This is a genomic window from Streptomyces sp. 796.1, assembly GCF_047525675.1.
Classification (GTDB): Bacteria; Actinomycetota; Actinomycetes; order Streptomycetales; family Streptomycetaceae; genus Streptomyces.
Genome location: NZ_JBLIWA010000007.1, coordinates 19,371 through 32,040, shown reverse-complemented (window position 1 = coordinate 32,040; position 12,670 = coordinate 19,371). Strand labels below are relative to the sequence as shown.

The 12,670-nt window shown below is 72.4% G+C and carries 12 protein-coding genes and 1 pseudogene; 1 reads left to right on the top strand and 12 read right to left on the bottom strand.

The window, feature by feature from the left end; genetic code table 11:
* Window positions 1–35 precede the first annotated feature (35 nt).
* The 12 genes from ACMA1D_RS06835 to ACMA1D_RS06780 form a co-directional block, all read right to left on the bottom strand.
* On the bottom strand, window positions 36–821 hold the full coding sequence (locus ACMA1D_RS06835; RefSeq protein ID WP_414722973.1) for a sirohydrochlorin chelatase: 786 nt from the start codon (window positions 819–821) through the stop codon (window positions 36–38).
* A gap of 10 nt (window positions 822–831) precedes the next feature.
* Complete coding sequence (locus ACMA1D_RS06830) at window positions 832–1,881, bottom strand: ABC transporter permease (protein WP_414722972.1); 1,050 nt, start codon at window positions 1,879–1,881, stop codon at window positions 832–834.
* Complete coding sequence (locus ACMA1D_RS06825) at window positions 1,868–2,662, bottom strand: ABC transporter ATP-binding protein (protein WP_414722971.1); 795 nt, start codon at window positions 2,660–2,662, stop codon at window positions 1,868–1,870. The genes ACMA1D_RS06830 and ACMA1D_RS06825 overlap by 14 nt, the downstream gene beginning before the upstream one ends.
* Window positions 2,663–2,742: 80 nt before the next feature.
* A complete protein-coding gene (locus ACMA1D_RS06820; RefSeq protein WP_414722970.1) occupies window positions 2,743–3,876 on the bottom strand; it encodes an aliphatic sulfonate ABC transporter substrate-binding protein in 1,134 nt (377 codons plus the stop codon).
* A gap of 229 nt (window positions 3,877–4,105) precedes the next feature.
* The gene (locus ACMA1D_RS06815; protein ID WP_414722969.1) at window positions 4,106–5,485 is read right to left on the bottom strand and encodes a sulfate adenylyltransferase subunit 1; all 1,380 of its coding nucleotides are present in this window, start codon (window positions 5,483–5,485) and stop codon (window positions 4,106–4,108) included.
* Window positions 5,485–6,420, bottom strand: coding sequence for a sulfate adenylyltransferase subunit CysD (cysD, locus tag ACMA1D_RS06810; protein ID WP_414722968.1), 936 nt, complete (start codon window positions 6,418–6,420; stop codon window positions 5,485–5,487). The genes ACMA1D_RS06815 and cysD overlap by 1 nt, the downstream gene beginning before the upstream one ends.
* A gap of 50 nt (window positions 6,421–6,470) precedes the next feature.
* Window positions 6,471–7,049 (bottom strand): adenylyl-sulfate kinase, encoded by a 579-nt coding sequence (gene cysC / locus ACMA1D_RS06805; protein ID WP_414722967.1) that lies wholly within the window; start codon window positions 7,047–7,049, stop codon window positions 6,471–6,473.
* A 32-nt stretch (window positions 7,050–7,081) separates the two neighbouring features.
* Window positions 7,082–7,789, bottom strand: coding sequence for a phosphoadenylyl-sulfate reductase (locus ACMA1D_RS06800; RefSeq protein ID WP_414722966.1), 708 nt, complete (start codon window positions 7,787–7,789; stop codon window positions 7,082–7,084).
* On the bottom strand, window positions 7,786–7,977 hold the full coding sequence (locus ACMA1D_RS06795; RefSeq protein WP_414722965.1) for a hypothetical protein: 192 nt from the start codon (window positions 7,975–7,977) through the stop codon (window positions 7,786–7,788). The genes ACMA1D_RS06800 and ACMA1D_RS06795 overlap by 4 nt, the downstream gene beginning before the upstream one ends.
* Window positions 7,974–9,692, bottom strand: a complete 1,719-nt coding sequence (locus ACMA1D_RS06790; RefSeq protein ID WP_414722964.1) for a nitrite/sulfite reductase — start codon at window positions 9,690–9,692, stop codon at window positions 7,974–7,976. The genes ACMA1D_RS06795 and ACMA1D_RS06790 overlap by 4 nt, the downstream gene beginning before the upstream one ends.
* A gap of 300 nt (window positions 9,693–9,992) precedes the next feature.
* A complete protein-coding gene (locus ACMA1D_RS06785; RefSeq protein ID WP_342671247.1) occupies window positions 9,993–10,076 on the bottom strand; it encodes a putative leader peptide in 84 nt (27 codons plus the stop codon).
* 137 nt (window positions 10,077–10,213) lie between these two features.
* Window positions 10,214–10,801, bottom strand: a complete 588-nt coding sequence (locus ACMA1D_RS06780; RefSeq protein WP_414722963.1) for a GNAT family N-acetyltransferase — start codon at window positions 10,799–10,801, stop codon at window positions 10,214–10,216.
* A gap of 90 nt (window positions 10,802–10,891) precedes the next feature.
* Between ACMA1D_RS06780 and ACMA1D_RS06775 the strand changes: the two are divergent.
* Window positions 10,892–11,990 (top strand): annotated as a pseudogene (locus tag ACMA1D_RS06775) (YihY/virulence factor BrkB family protein); the annotation flags it as partial.
* Between the last annotated feature and the right edge of the window lie 680 nt (window positions 11,991–12,670).

Sequence of the window (12,670 nt, the reverse complement as noted above, 5' to 3'; positions counted from 1 at the left end):
CGATCCGGTGACTCGGCGTCCAGCGCCCCCGCAGCTCACGCCGTGAGCGGTACGTCCAACGACGTGCGTACCGCCCGCGCCGCGCGGCACTGTGCGAAGCGGCGGAGCAGCAGTTCGGCCACCTCGGGCGCGGGGCCGAGCACATCGGCCAGTACCTCGGCGCCGGCGCGCTCGGCGCCGGCGGCGATCCGGTCGGGCAGCCGGCCCGGCGCCAGCACGTACGGGGCCACGGCCACCTGCCGGGCCCCATCCGCACGCAGCGCCCGTACCGCGTCCTCGGTCCCGAGGATCGGCGTGAGCGGAGCTGCCGCGGAGGCGAACGCGGGTCGCACGGCGCACCAACCGGTGAGCCGCCACTCCCGCGCGATTGCTGCGATCACCGCGATCGCCTCCGGGTCTGAAGAGCCCGCCGAGGCCAACACGACCCCGGTCGAGCCGCGTTCGCCGGGACCCACCCCGGCCTCGGCCAGCCGCCGCTCCAGGGCGGCGGTCAGCAGCGCGGACGGGCCGAGCACCGCCGCCTGCCGCACCCGCAGGTGCGGCAGCGCGGTGCGGGCCTCGCCGAGCACGGCCGGGATGTCGGCCTTGGCGTGGAAGGCGTGGGTGAGCAGCAGCGGCACCGCCACCGCCTCCCGTACCCCGTCGGCCGCCAGCCGCGACAGCACCTGTGACACGCTCGGCGCGCAGAAGTCGAGGTAGCCGACCTCCACCCGCAGCCCGGGCCGCAGCGACCTGACCCGAGCGGTGAGCTCGGTGACGGTCGCCGCGTGCCGCGGGTCGCGGCTGCCGTGCGCGATGATCACCAGTGCTGTCGCGTCCACGTCCCGGCCCCTAGCGGCTGCTCGCGAGGAGGCCGCGGCTGCGCAGCACCCGACGCTCGATCGGCGCGAAGATCAGCAACTCGATGCCGATGCCCACGATGAGGATGAGCAGGATCGCCGCCAGCACCAGGGACATGTCCGAGTCGACCCGGGCCTGGTCCAGGAGTTGCCCGAGGCCGGTGCCGAGCTCCGGCGAGGTCGCGATGAGCTCGGCCGCCATCAGCGAGCGCCAGGAGAACGCCCAGCCCTGCTTGAGGCCGGCGATGTAGCCGGGCAGCGCGGCCGGCAGCAGCACGTGCCGTACGCCGGCGAGCCCCGTGGCGCCGATGGTGCGGCCCGCGCGCAGGTACAGCGGCGGGATCTGGTCCACGCCCGCCACCAGACCGTTGGCGATCGAGGGCACCGCGCCCAGCAACACCACCGCGTAGATGGTGGAGTTGGTCAGCCCGAACCAGATGATCGCCGCCGGCACCCAGGCCACCGAAGGCAGCGACTGGAGACCGGACAGGATCGGCCCGATGGCCGCGCGGACGAACCGCACCCGCGCCACCAGCAGGCCCAGCGGCGTGCCGATGAGCAGCGAGGCGGCGAAGCCCAGCGCGCCGCGCGAGACGCTCTCCCAGACGTAGCCGAGCAGCGTGCCGTCCAGCCACTTGTCCTGGAGCGCCCGTGCCACGTCGGCGGGGCTCGGCAGTTGGTAGTGCGGCTTGACCTCGAAGTGGTACGCGAGTTGCCAGCCGATGAGGACCAGGGCGACGGCCACCACCGGCGGCACCACCCGGTCGAGCAGGATCCGGGCCAGCGGCACCCGGGTCTTGGCGTGCGTCTCCAGCGCGTCCAGGCCGGCGCCGAGCCCCGCGAGCTGGTCGGACGGGGCGCCGGCACCATCCGAGGCAGCCGCGGCAGCGCTCGTGGCGGTGCCCGCGGCAGGGCCGCTCTGGGCCGGGACCTTGGCGGCGTCCTTCCGCAGACCGGCCCTACTGGCTGGGCCCGCGGCCCCGTCCGCGGACGGCTCTGGGTCCCCCGGGGCCGCGGGGGAGTGGGTCTCAGTGTTGGCCATGGCGGCGGATCTCCCCACGGAGCTGCTCGGTGATCTCTACGGACAGGTCGGTCACGGCGCTGTCCTCGATGCGCCGCGGCTGCGGAAGGTCGACCTGCCACTCCCGGGCGATCCGCCCGGGACGTGAGGAGAGCAGCACGATGCGCTGCGCCAGCCGCACCGCCTCGCCGACGTTGTGCGTGACGAACAGCACCGAGACGTGTGTCTCGGACCAGATCCGCATCAGCTCCTCGTGCAGCACGTCCCGGGTGATGGCGTCGAGCGCGGCGAACGGCTCGTCCATCAACAGCAGCTTGCTGTCCTGCGCCAGCGCCCTGGCCAGCGCCACCCGCTGGCGCATGCCGCCGGACAGCTCGTGCACCCGCTTGCCGTACGCGCCGTTCAGCCGCACCAGGTTCAGCAGCCGCTCGGCCTCCGGGCGGCGCTCGGCCCGCGGCAGCCCGCGCATCCGCAGCGCCAGCTCGATGTTCTTGCCGGCCGTCAGCCACGGGAACAGCGCGTGTTCCTGGAACATCAGGGCCGGCCGGCCGTCGGGCACCTCGATGGCCCCGACGGTCGGCTTGTCGAGCCCGGCGACCAGGTTCAGCAGGGTGGACTTGCCGCACCCGGAGGCCCCGAGGAGGCAGACGAACTCACCGGGTGCGACGTCCAGTGCGATGTCGTCGAGTACGTGTTGCTGGGCGCCGGGACGGCCGAACGACTTGGAGACGTGATCGATGCGTGCGGCGTAGCCGCTCGACCGTTCCGTCGTGACGGGCTGTTGGGTGAGCGTTGCGGTCATGGCGTCACCTCCTGGGAAAGGGGCCTGCGTTGCAGTGGGACGTGGGGGGCGGCGCGTGGGGGGTGGCAAGTAGCGTTGCGCTAGCTGGCGCCGAGCCCGGCGTCCTCCGCCTGGGGCTTCCCCTCGGCCTTGAGCACCTTGTTCAGCAGGGTGAGGTCGTAGATGCCGTCGAGCTTGGGCTTCTCCAACAGGCCCGCCTCGACCGCGTGTTGTGCCTCGTCCCGCAGCGTCTTGGCCAGCGGGTCGTTGGTGACGTCCACGTTCTTAAACGCCGGGTCCAGGACCTTGTCGGCCAACTGGCTCCCGGTGAGGTTCTTCAGGGCCGCGTTGACCTGCTTCTTCGCGGCGTCCGGGTTGGCCTTGATCCAGTCGTTGGTGCGCACCGCCCCGCGCAGCACGGCCTCCACGACCTTCGGGTGCTCCTTCAGGAACTTCTGGGAGACGATCACGTTCGTGATGACGAACTTGCCGCCCTCCCACAGGTCACGCTCGTCGATGATGGCCTTGCCGCCCTCGGCCACCAGCTTGGAGGCGGTCGGCTCCGGCACCCAAGCGCCGTCGATCCCGCCCTGCTTGAAGGTGGTCGGGATCTCCTTGTTGTCCTGCCGGATCACCGACACGTCGCCCTTGCCGGTCTGGGCGTCGACGTCGTACCCCTTCTCGGACAGGTAGTTGAGCAGGGCGACGTCCTGCGTGTTGCCCTTCTGCGGGGTGGCGATCCGCTTGCCCTTGAGGTCGTCGGGCGTCTTGATCTTGTCGGGGTTGACGACCAGGGAGACGCCGCCGGAGGCGGAGCCGGAGATGATGCGCAGGTTCTGGCCGCCGGACTTGGTGTAGCCGTTGATGGCCGGCGAGGGGCCGATCCAGCCGATGTCGATCGAGCCCGCGTTCAGCGCCTCGATCTCGGAGGGCCCGGCGTTGAAGGTGAACGGCTTGATCTCGGTGCCGCCCAACTCCTTCTGGATCAGGCCCTCCTGGATGCCGACCAGGGGGGTGGCGTGCGTGACGTTGGCGAAGTAGCCGATCCGCACCGAGTCCAGGCCGTCGAGCTTGGCGCCCTCTGCCTTGGCCGCGGGCTTCTTGCCGTCGTCCTCCTTCTCCGACCCGTAGCCGCAGGCGGCGAGCGCGCCGATCAGCAGCGGGACGAGGGCGGCGGCGGCCCCTATGCGGTGGCGGGCGCCCCGACGGGCGCGTGATGCGGGAAGGGCAGACACAGAGGTGGTTCCTCTCAGCGAGCCGGGGTACGCCTCACGGCGGTCCCGGCGGTGGTTCCGGTGCACGGAAGGGGACGTTCCCGGCCGGGCGGCCGGGGGCGCGGGGGGTGGGAGCGGTCAAGGCGGTCAGCACACACATCGCCCGACACCGCCCTGCCCACTGCCGAGTGCGCCGCTGCCCACGCGCCCGCCCTCCTTGGCGAACGTGGAATACGCCTCGCCTGCCACGTCACACACCCCGTTCCGCATCACCCACGGGCGCCGTGCCCGCACCGGCGAACGCCTCGCCGGACATGCCGGCGGTCAGCGTGGTGCCGTCCGCCGGGTCGATCAGAAGGAAGGAACCGGTACGCCGGGACGCGGCGTACGCGTCGAGCGCCAGCGGCTCCGCGGTCCGCAGCACCACCCGGCCGATGTCGTTGGCCACCAACTCGCCGGGCGCCGGATGCTGGGACAGGTCGTCCAGGGCCAGCCGCGAGGGGATGTCCTTCACGATGGCCTTGACCGTACGGGTGGTGTGCTTGAGCAGCACCCGGTCGCCGACCCGCAGCGGCCGGTCCGCCACGTGGCACACCGTCGCCGCCACGTCCTGGGTGGGGCTCGGGGCCGTCGTCGCCGGCGCGATCAGGTCGCCCCGGGAGACGTCGATGTCGTCCGCGAGCCGCAGCGTCACCGACTGCGGCGCCCACGCCGCGTCCACCGGGTCGCCGAGCGCGTCGATGCCCTCGATCACGCTGCTGCGCCCGGACGGCAGCACCACCACCTGCTGGCCCACGTGCAGCACGCCCGAGGCGACCTGCCCCGCGTAGCCGCGGTAGTCGGGGTGCTCGGCGGACTGCGGACGGATCACGTACTGCACCGGGAAGCGGGCCACGTCGCGCGCCGGGTCGGCCACCACCGGCACCGTCTCCAGGTGTTCGAGCACCGTGGGACCGCCGTACCAGTCCATGTTGGCCGACGGCGTCACCACGTTGTCGCCGGCCAGTGCGGAGATCGGGATGGCCGTGCACCACGGGTCCTCGCCCGGGCCGCCCGCGCCCCAGCCGGGCACGCCCAGCGACGCCGCGTACGCCGTGAACTCCTGCGCGATCGCCGCGAACACCGGCTCCGCGTAGTCCACCAGGTCCATCTTGTTCACCGCGAGCACCACGTGCGGCACCCGCAGCAGCGCGGCCACCGCCGCGTGCCTGCGGGTCTGCTCCACCACCCCGTTGCGCGCGTCCACCAGCACCACGGCCAGCTCGGCGGTGGAGGCGCCGGTGACCATGTTGCGGGTGTACTGCACGTGCCCCGGGGTGTCGGCGAGGATGAACCGGCGCCGCGCGGTGGCGAAGTAGCGGTACGCCACGTCGATGGTGATGCCCTGCTCGCGCTCGGCGCGCAGCCCGTCCGTCAGCAGGGCCAGGTCGGGCCCTTCCTTGCCGCGGTGCCGCGAGGCGTGCTCGACCGCTTCGAGCTGGTCGGCCAGGACCGACTTGGAGTCGTGCAACAGCCGCCCCACCAGCGTGGACTTCCCGTCGTCCACGCTGCCCGCGGTCGCGAAGCGCAGCAGCGAGGCGGCCGGCGCGCGCTCGGTGGGCCCGGGCTGACCGGTGATGATGCTCGTCATTAGAAGTACCCCTCGCGCTTACGGTCTTCCATCGCGGCCTCGGACAGCTTGTCGTCCGCCCGCGTGGCACCCCGCTCGGTCAGTCTGGACGCGGCTATCTCCGCGATGACCTGGGAAATGGTGGCCGCGTCCGAGTCCACGGCACCGGTGCAGGACATGTCGCCCACGGTGCGGTAGCGCACCAGGCGCCGCTCGATCCGCTCGCCCTCGCGCGGCCCGCCCCACTCGCCGGGCGCCAGCCACATGCCGGACCGGGAGAACACCTCGCGCTCGTGCGCGTAGTAGATCGCCGGCAGGTCGATCTTCTCCCGCTCGATGTACTGCCACACATCCAGCTCGGTCCAGTTCGACAGCGGGAAGACCCGCACGTGCTCGCCGGGGGAGTGCCGCCCGTTGTAGAGCTGCCACAGCTCGGGGCGCTGGCGCCGCGGGTCCCAGCCGCCGAACTCGTCGCGCAGCGAGAAGACCCGCTCCTTGGCGCGCGCCTTCTCCTCGTCGCGCCGCCCGCCGCCGAAGACCGCGTCGAACCGGTTCTTCTCGATCGCGTCGAGCAGCGGCACCGTCTGGAGCGGGTTGCGGGTGCCGTCCGGCCGCTCGCGGAGCTGCCCGCGGTCGATGAACTCCTGCACCGAGGCCACGTGCAGCCGCAGCCCGTGCTGCTCGACGGTGCGGTCCCGGTAGTCGATGACCTCGGGGAAGTTGTGCCCGGTGTCCACGTGCAGCAGCGCGAAGGGCACCGGCGCCGGCGTGAACGCCTTCAGCGCCAGGTGCAGCATCACGATGGAGTCCTTGCCGCCGGAGAAAAGGATCACCGGCCGCTCGAACTCGCCCGCCACCTCGCGGAAGATGTGCACCGCCTCGGACTCCAGGGCGTCCAGGTGCGCGAGTGCGTACGGGTTGTCGGCGTCCTCGCCGACCGATGCGGGGGGTGTCATGGGGGGCTCCTCCAGGTCGCAGTGTGGGTCGTTCGCCGTGCGTGCGCCGCTCACACCATCCCCCGCTTGGCCAGCAGCGCATGCAGCGCCGCGGCGGACTCGTGCACACCCTGCCGGTGCGTCTCGATCCGCAGGTCCGGGTCGGCGGGCGCCTCGTACGGGTCGTCCACACCGGTCAGCCCGGAGATCTCGCCCGCCGCCTGCTTGGCGTACAGGCCCTTCACATCACGCTCCGAGCACACCTCGACCGGGGTCGCCACGTGGACCTCCAGGTACGGCGTGCCCGCCGCCCGGTGCCGCTCGCGCACCGCCGCCCGGCTGTCCGCGTACGGGGCGATCACCGGGACCAGCGCGATCACCCCGTGCGAGGCCAGCAGTTCGGCCACGAAACCGATGCGCTGCACGTTGGTGTGCCGGTCGGCGCGGGTGAAGCCGAGACCGGCGGAGAGGAACTCGCGGATCTCGTCGCCGTCCAGCACCTCCACCCGGTGGCCCTCGCCGGCCAGCCGCTCGGCCAGCGCGTACGCGATCGTCGTCTTGCCCGCACTGGGCAGACCGGTGAGCCACACGGTCGCACCGGTGTGCCGGGCGGTGTCGGTGCCGCGCCCGCTCGGTGTGGCCTCGGTCATCGGTGGCTCCTGGGGTATGTGTGTGTCCGTCATCAGCCGTGCAGTCCGCATTCCGTCTTGCCGCGGCCGGCCCAGCGGCCGGCGCGCGCGTCCTCGCCCGCCAGCACCCGCCGGGTGCACGGGGCACAGCCGATGGAGGTGTATCCGTCCATCAGCAGCGGGTTGGTCAGGACGCCGTGTTCGGCGACGTAGTCGTCCACGTCGCGCTCGGTCCAGCGGGCGATCGGCGACAGCTTCACCTTGCCGCGCCGCGCGTCCCAGCCGACCACCGGCGTGCCGGCCCGGGTGGGCGACTCGTCGCGGCGCAGCCCGGTCGCCCAGGCGTCGTACCCCGCGAGGCCGCTCTCCAGCGGTGCGACCTTGCGCAGCGCGCAGCACAGGTCCGGGTCCCGGTCGTGCAACAACGGCCCGTACTCGGCGTCCTGTTCGGCGACCGTCTGGCGCGGGGTGAGGGTGATCAGATTGACGTCCATCACCGCCTCCACCGCGTCCCGGGTGCCGATGGTCTCCGGGAAGTGGTAGCCGGTGTCGAGGAAGACCACGTCCACGCCGGGGCGCACCCGGGTGGCCAGGTGGGCCACGACCGCGTCCGCCATCGACGAGGTCACGCAGAAGCGCGCCCCGAAGGTCTCCACGCCCCAGCGCAGGATCTCCAGCGCCGGCGCGTCCTCAAGCTCCCGGCCGGCCCGCTCGGCCAACTCCTTGAGCTCGCCCGCCGTACGTCCTTCGGTCGTCGTCATGCCGCACCACCCCTCTCCCCGGTCCCCTCGGCATCCCGCCGCAGACCGGTGGCTAGCAGTCCAAGGAACGACAGCCGAAACGCACGGTTGCAGGACGCGCATTCCCAGGCACCGGGGCCCTGGTCGGACGGGCGCAGGTCCTCGTCGCCGCAGTACGGACAGTAGAATGGCGCGGCCCGCTCGCTCACGACAGGTCCCCTTCGGCCGCGCGCGCGGCCCACTGCGCGAACCGCTCGCCCTCGGTGCGCTGCTCCTGGAAGCGGGTCAGCAACCGCTCGATGTAGTCGGGGAGTTCGGCCGAGGTGACCTTCAGGCCACGCACCTTGCGGCCGAACCCGGCGTCGAGGCCGAGCGCCCCGCCCAGGTGCACCTGGTAGCCCTCGACCTGCTGGCCGTCGCCGTCGGTCACCAACTGGCCCTTGAGCCCGATGTCGGCGACCTGGATGCGGGCGCAGGCGTTGGGGCAGCCGTTGATGTTGATGGTCAGCGGCTCGTCGAAGTCCGGCATCCGGCGCTCCAACTCGTCGATGAGCGCCGCGCCGCGCGCCTTGGTCTCGACGATGGCCAGCTTGCAGAACTCGATGCCGGTGCAGGCCATGGTGCCGCGCCGGAAGGTCGACGGCTTGACCTGGAGCTCCAGCGCTTCCAGGGCGGCCACCAGGGACTCCACCCGGTCCTGCGCCACGTCCAGGACGATCATCTTCTGCTCGGCGGTGGTCCGCACCCGGCCCGAGCCGTGCTCCGTGGCCAGCTCGGCGATCTTGGTCAGCGTCGCGCCGTCCACCCGGCCCACGCGCGGCGCGAAACCGACGTAGTACCGGCCGTCGCGCTGCCGGTGCACGCCCACGTGGTCGCGCCAGCGCTCGGCCGGCTCGTCGGGCGCCGGCCCGTCGGTCAGCTTGCGCCCCAGGTACTCGTCCTCAAGGACCTGCCGGAACTTCTCCGCGCCCCAGTCGGCCAGCAGGTACTTCATCCGGGCCCGGTTGCGCAGCCGGCGGTAGCCGTAGTCGCGGAAGATGGAGATGACGCCGCCGAAGACGTCAGGCACCTCCTCCAGCGGGACCCAGGCGCCCAGCCGCACGCCGAGCTTGGGGTTGGTGGACAGTCCGCCGCCCACCCACAGGTCGAAGCCGGGGCCGTGCTCGGGGTGGCGCACGCCGACGAAGGCCACGTCGTTGATCTCGTGCACCACGTCGAGCAGCGGCGAGCCGGAGACCGCGGTCTTGAACTTGCGCGGCAGGTTCGAGTACGCCGGGTCGCCGATGTAGCGGCGGTGGATCTCGTCGATCGCCCAGCTTCCGTCGATGATCTCGTCCTCGGCGATGCCGGCGACGGGCGAGCCGAGGATGGTGCGCGGGGTGTCGCCGCACGCCTCGGTCGAGGAGAGGCCGACGGCTTCGAGGCGGCGCCAGATCTCCGGCACGTCCTCGATCCTGATCCAGTGGAACTGGATGTTCTGCCGGTCGGTGATGTCGGCCGTGCCGCGGGCGAACTCCTGCGATATTTCGCCGATCACCCGCAGTTGGTCGGTGGTGAGCCGGCCGCCGTCGATGCGGACCCGCATCATGAAGTAGCTGTCGTCCAGCTCCTCCGGGGCGAGGACGGCCGTCTTGCCGCCGTCGATGCCGGGCTTGCGCTGGGTGTACAGGCCCCACCAGCGCATCCGGCCGCGCAGGTCGGCGGGGTCGATCGCGTCGAAACCGGCCCTGGCGTAGATCGTCTCAATGCGTGTCCGCACATTGAGACCGTTGTCGTCCTTCTTGACCTGCTCGTTGCCGTTGAGCGGAGTGCGGTGGCCCATGGCCCACTGGCCCTCGCCGCGGTGGCGACCCGCCTTGCGGCGGGGCGCTGCGGTGGGGGCGCCTTGGGCCGAAGTCTGGGGGCGTTCGGGATTGGCGGCCATGGCGGTGTGTCCTTCTGGGCAGCTCTGGCTCGGGCGGGACGGCGTGCGTCGAGCGGGTGAGGCGGGCGTGACGGGATGACGGGGCGCGCGGGCGGGCCCCGCACGGGCAGAGCAGTTCGCGCTGAACTCTCGCTTGCGCAGGAAGAGTCGCCGGCAACTCGACCGGACCGTGCGCGACCCCCGTACGGGCGGGCGCGCAGCGCGAGCGGAGCGGGCCCCGGGACGGGGTGGTCGGGAGGTCTACGGATCGAGCGCGTCCGCGACGGTGGGGACGGCCAAAAATGCGGTGGTGCTGCGCTGTCAGCCCGCGGGACAGATGGCGCTGGACAGGCGGCCGAGGTCGACGTGGCGTCGACTCACCAAGGCAATTCCAGCTCTAGACATGACGGAAGCGTGGCACGGGCCTCTCGCGAGCGTCCACCATTGTCCAGCATGTGGGCGATCGGGTCTCGTTTCGTGAGACGCTAGGGGGTCGCTCACAAGGGTGAACCCGATTTACCGACCTTGCCGAGACGATCGCTCTACGCGCTGGTAGGGGCCTCGTGTGCGCCCGCCCAAGGCCCTGGATTCACCGGTTCCGGTTCTTCGGTTGTGAGCGTCTTGTAGACGCCGAAGCCCCGCCTCTTGTAGTTGTCGAGCGCGTACGCACCATCCTTGGAGCAGGTTTGCAACCACACCCGGCGGGTGGGCGCGAGATTCGGCCACCGCTCGGCCAGATCCCAGGCCCGGGCGACGCCCACGGACAACAGATGTCCACCGATGCCCCGCCCGCGGAAGGCCGGAAGTAGTCCGAAGTAGGTGAGCTCGACGGACCCGTCGGGAGTGCTCGCCATTTCGACGTAGCCGGCGGGCGTCCCCGCTTCGTAGGCCACCCAGGTCTCCACGCCGGGCCGGCCGAGGAACGCCTGCCACTGGGCGTACGACCAGCCCAGCCGGTCGATCCAGGCGTTGTCCCCGCCCACGGCGGTGTAGAGGAAGCGGCTCAGCTCGGGGCTCGGCACGCCCGCCCGGGCCACCCGCACGCCGCTGCCGGGGGCCGGTGGGCGGGCGGGGGAGAGGTCCGTCGCTGCGGTCTGCTCCAAATACCAGGTGGTCACGGTCGTCGTCACCCCGCCAGCCAACCATGCGCACACTTTCCGCCGACGATCGGCCCAGGTCACCCGGCAGGGAGGGGCGACCAGGGCAGATACGGTGAAGACGTGCAGCCAGCGAACGAATCCCCCAGTCGGCCAGCCGGCCGGCTGCACAGGGCCAGGGCCCTGTCGCAGCACGTCTCCAAGCGCAGGATGGCGTGGCTGCTGCTGAAGGACACGGTCAACTCCTGCATGGAATACCGGGTCACCGGGCTCGCCGCCGAGGCGGCCTTCTTCACCCTGCTCTCGCTGCCGCCGCTGCTGCTCGGCCTCATCGGCCTGCTCGGCTACCTCGACGCCTGGACCAACACCGAGACCGTCGCCTCCATACGGGACAACATCCTGGAGGCGTCGGGCACGGTCCTGTCCGACAAGGGCGTCAGCGACATCGCCAGACCCCTGCTCGACGACGTCATCGAGGGCGGCAGACCCGACGTGATCTCGCTCGGCTTCGGCATCGCCCTGTGGTCCGGCTCACGCGCGGTCAACGTCTTCGTCGACACCATCACCATCATGTACGGCCTCGAAGGCCACCGCGGCATCGTCAAGACCCGGCTGCTGGCCTTCCTGCTGTACCTGGTCGCACTGGTGGTCGGGGCGGTGGCGCTGCCGTTGATGGTGGTGGGGCCGGACGCCATGGTGCAGATCTTCCCGGGCAGTGCGGGCACCGTACGCATCCTGTACTGGCCCGTCGTGATCCTGCTCTCGATCGCCTTCCTGACCACGCTCTACCACGTGTCGGTGCCGGTCAGATCGCCCTGGCGGGAGGACATCCCGGGCGCGCTGATCGCCCTGACCATGTGGGTGCTGGGCAGCTTCCTGCTCCGCATCTACCTCACCCAGACCGTCGAGGGCCCCACCATCTACGGCTCGCTGGCGGCCCCGGTCGCGGTGCTGCTGTGGATCGGGGTCTCCGCGTTCGCCGTGCTGGTGGGGGCCGCGGTCAACGCCTCGCTCGACCGGGTCTGGCCGTCGGTGGCGACGGCCGCGGCCCGCGAGGAGCGCGAACGCGAGCGGCGCCGGGCGGCGGCCCGTGCCTTCGCCGAGGCGTCCGCGCTCGCGGACGACGAGGACGGCGCCGACGCCGAACCGCCGTCGGAGTTCCCCGAGCGCTGGGCGCAGTTCCTGCCGCCCGAGGACATCAAGTCGCGGCTGCACGCCTGGCGCGAGCGGGAGCGCGCCCAGGAGGACGACCGGCGCGCCCACGCCCGCGCCAAGACCGCCACCCCGGACGGCCCCGCCCCCGCCGGCTCCTCCGCTTCCACGGGCTCCGCCGCAGGTTCCACCGCCGCTACGGGCTCCGCCGCCGCAGGCTCCCCCGCGCCCGACGGGCCCGCAACGACCGCGCCCCGGGCCGCACCGGAACACCCGGCCGCCCCCGCCCCAGCGCCCGAGACCCGCTACCCGCCGCGCCCCACCTACCCGCCGGGCCCCTTCCCGCCGAGCGCGTACGCGCCCACCGACCGGCCCCGCCCGACCCCGACATCGCCGTACCCGCACCCCGCCGCGCCCCAGGAGCGCCCGATGGACCCCCGGCAGCCGGCCCCCGCCCCCCAGCACTCCCCGACTCCCCGCGAGCGCCCGGCCGACCCCCGCCAGCCGGGCCCGGCCCGCGGCCGACACCGGGCGGGACCGTAGAGCGCCCACCCCGCGCCCCCCGCCGCACCGGCCCCGCGTCACCCGTTGTCGCACCTGCCCCGTCCCGCCCGGCCCCGTTCCCGTACGACGCAGGGCCCGCCCCGTACGCGTCGTACGGCCGCCCCGTCCGTGACGCGGGCCCGCTCCTAGCCCGCGCTCCGCGCGACGTTCCCGCGGCGGTCGAGGATGGCGTCCGCGCAGCCGTAC

Bases quoted from the DNA above. Each gene is read 5' to 3' on its own strand.
- ACMA1D_RS06800 (WP_414722966.1), bottom strand. From the start codon at position 7,789: ATGACGACGACCGAAGGACGTACGGCGGGCGAGCTCAAGGAGTTGGCC.
- ACMA1D_RS06830 (WP_414722972.1), bottom strand. From the start codon at position 1,881: ATGGCCAACACTGAGACCCACTCCCCCGCGGCCCCGGGGGACCCAGAG.
- ACMA1D_RS06785 (WP_342671247.1), bottom strand. From the start codon at position 10,076: ATGTCTAGAGCTGGAATTGCCTTGGTGAGTCGACGCCACGTCGACCTC.
- ACMA1D_RS06790 (WP_414722964.1), bottom strand. From the start codon at position 9,692: ATGGCCGCCAATCCCGAACGCCCCCAGACTTCGGCCCAAGGCGCCCCC.
- cysC (WP_414722967.1), bottom strand. From the start codon at position 7,049: ATGACCGAGGCCACACCGAGCGGGCGCGGCACCGACACCGCCCGGCAC.
- ACMA1D_RS06815 (WP_414722969.1), bottom strand. From the start codon at position 5,485: ATGACGAGCATCATCACCGGTCAGCCCGGGCCCACCGAGCGCGCGCCG.
- cysD (WP_414722968.1), bottom strand. From the start codon at position 6,420: ATGACACCCCCCGCATCGGTCGGCGAGGACGCCGACAACCCGTACGCA.
- ACMA1D_RS06825 (WP_414722971.1), bottom strand. From the start codon at position 2,662: ATGACCGCAACGCTCACCCAACAGCCCGTCACGACGGAACGGTCGAGC.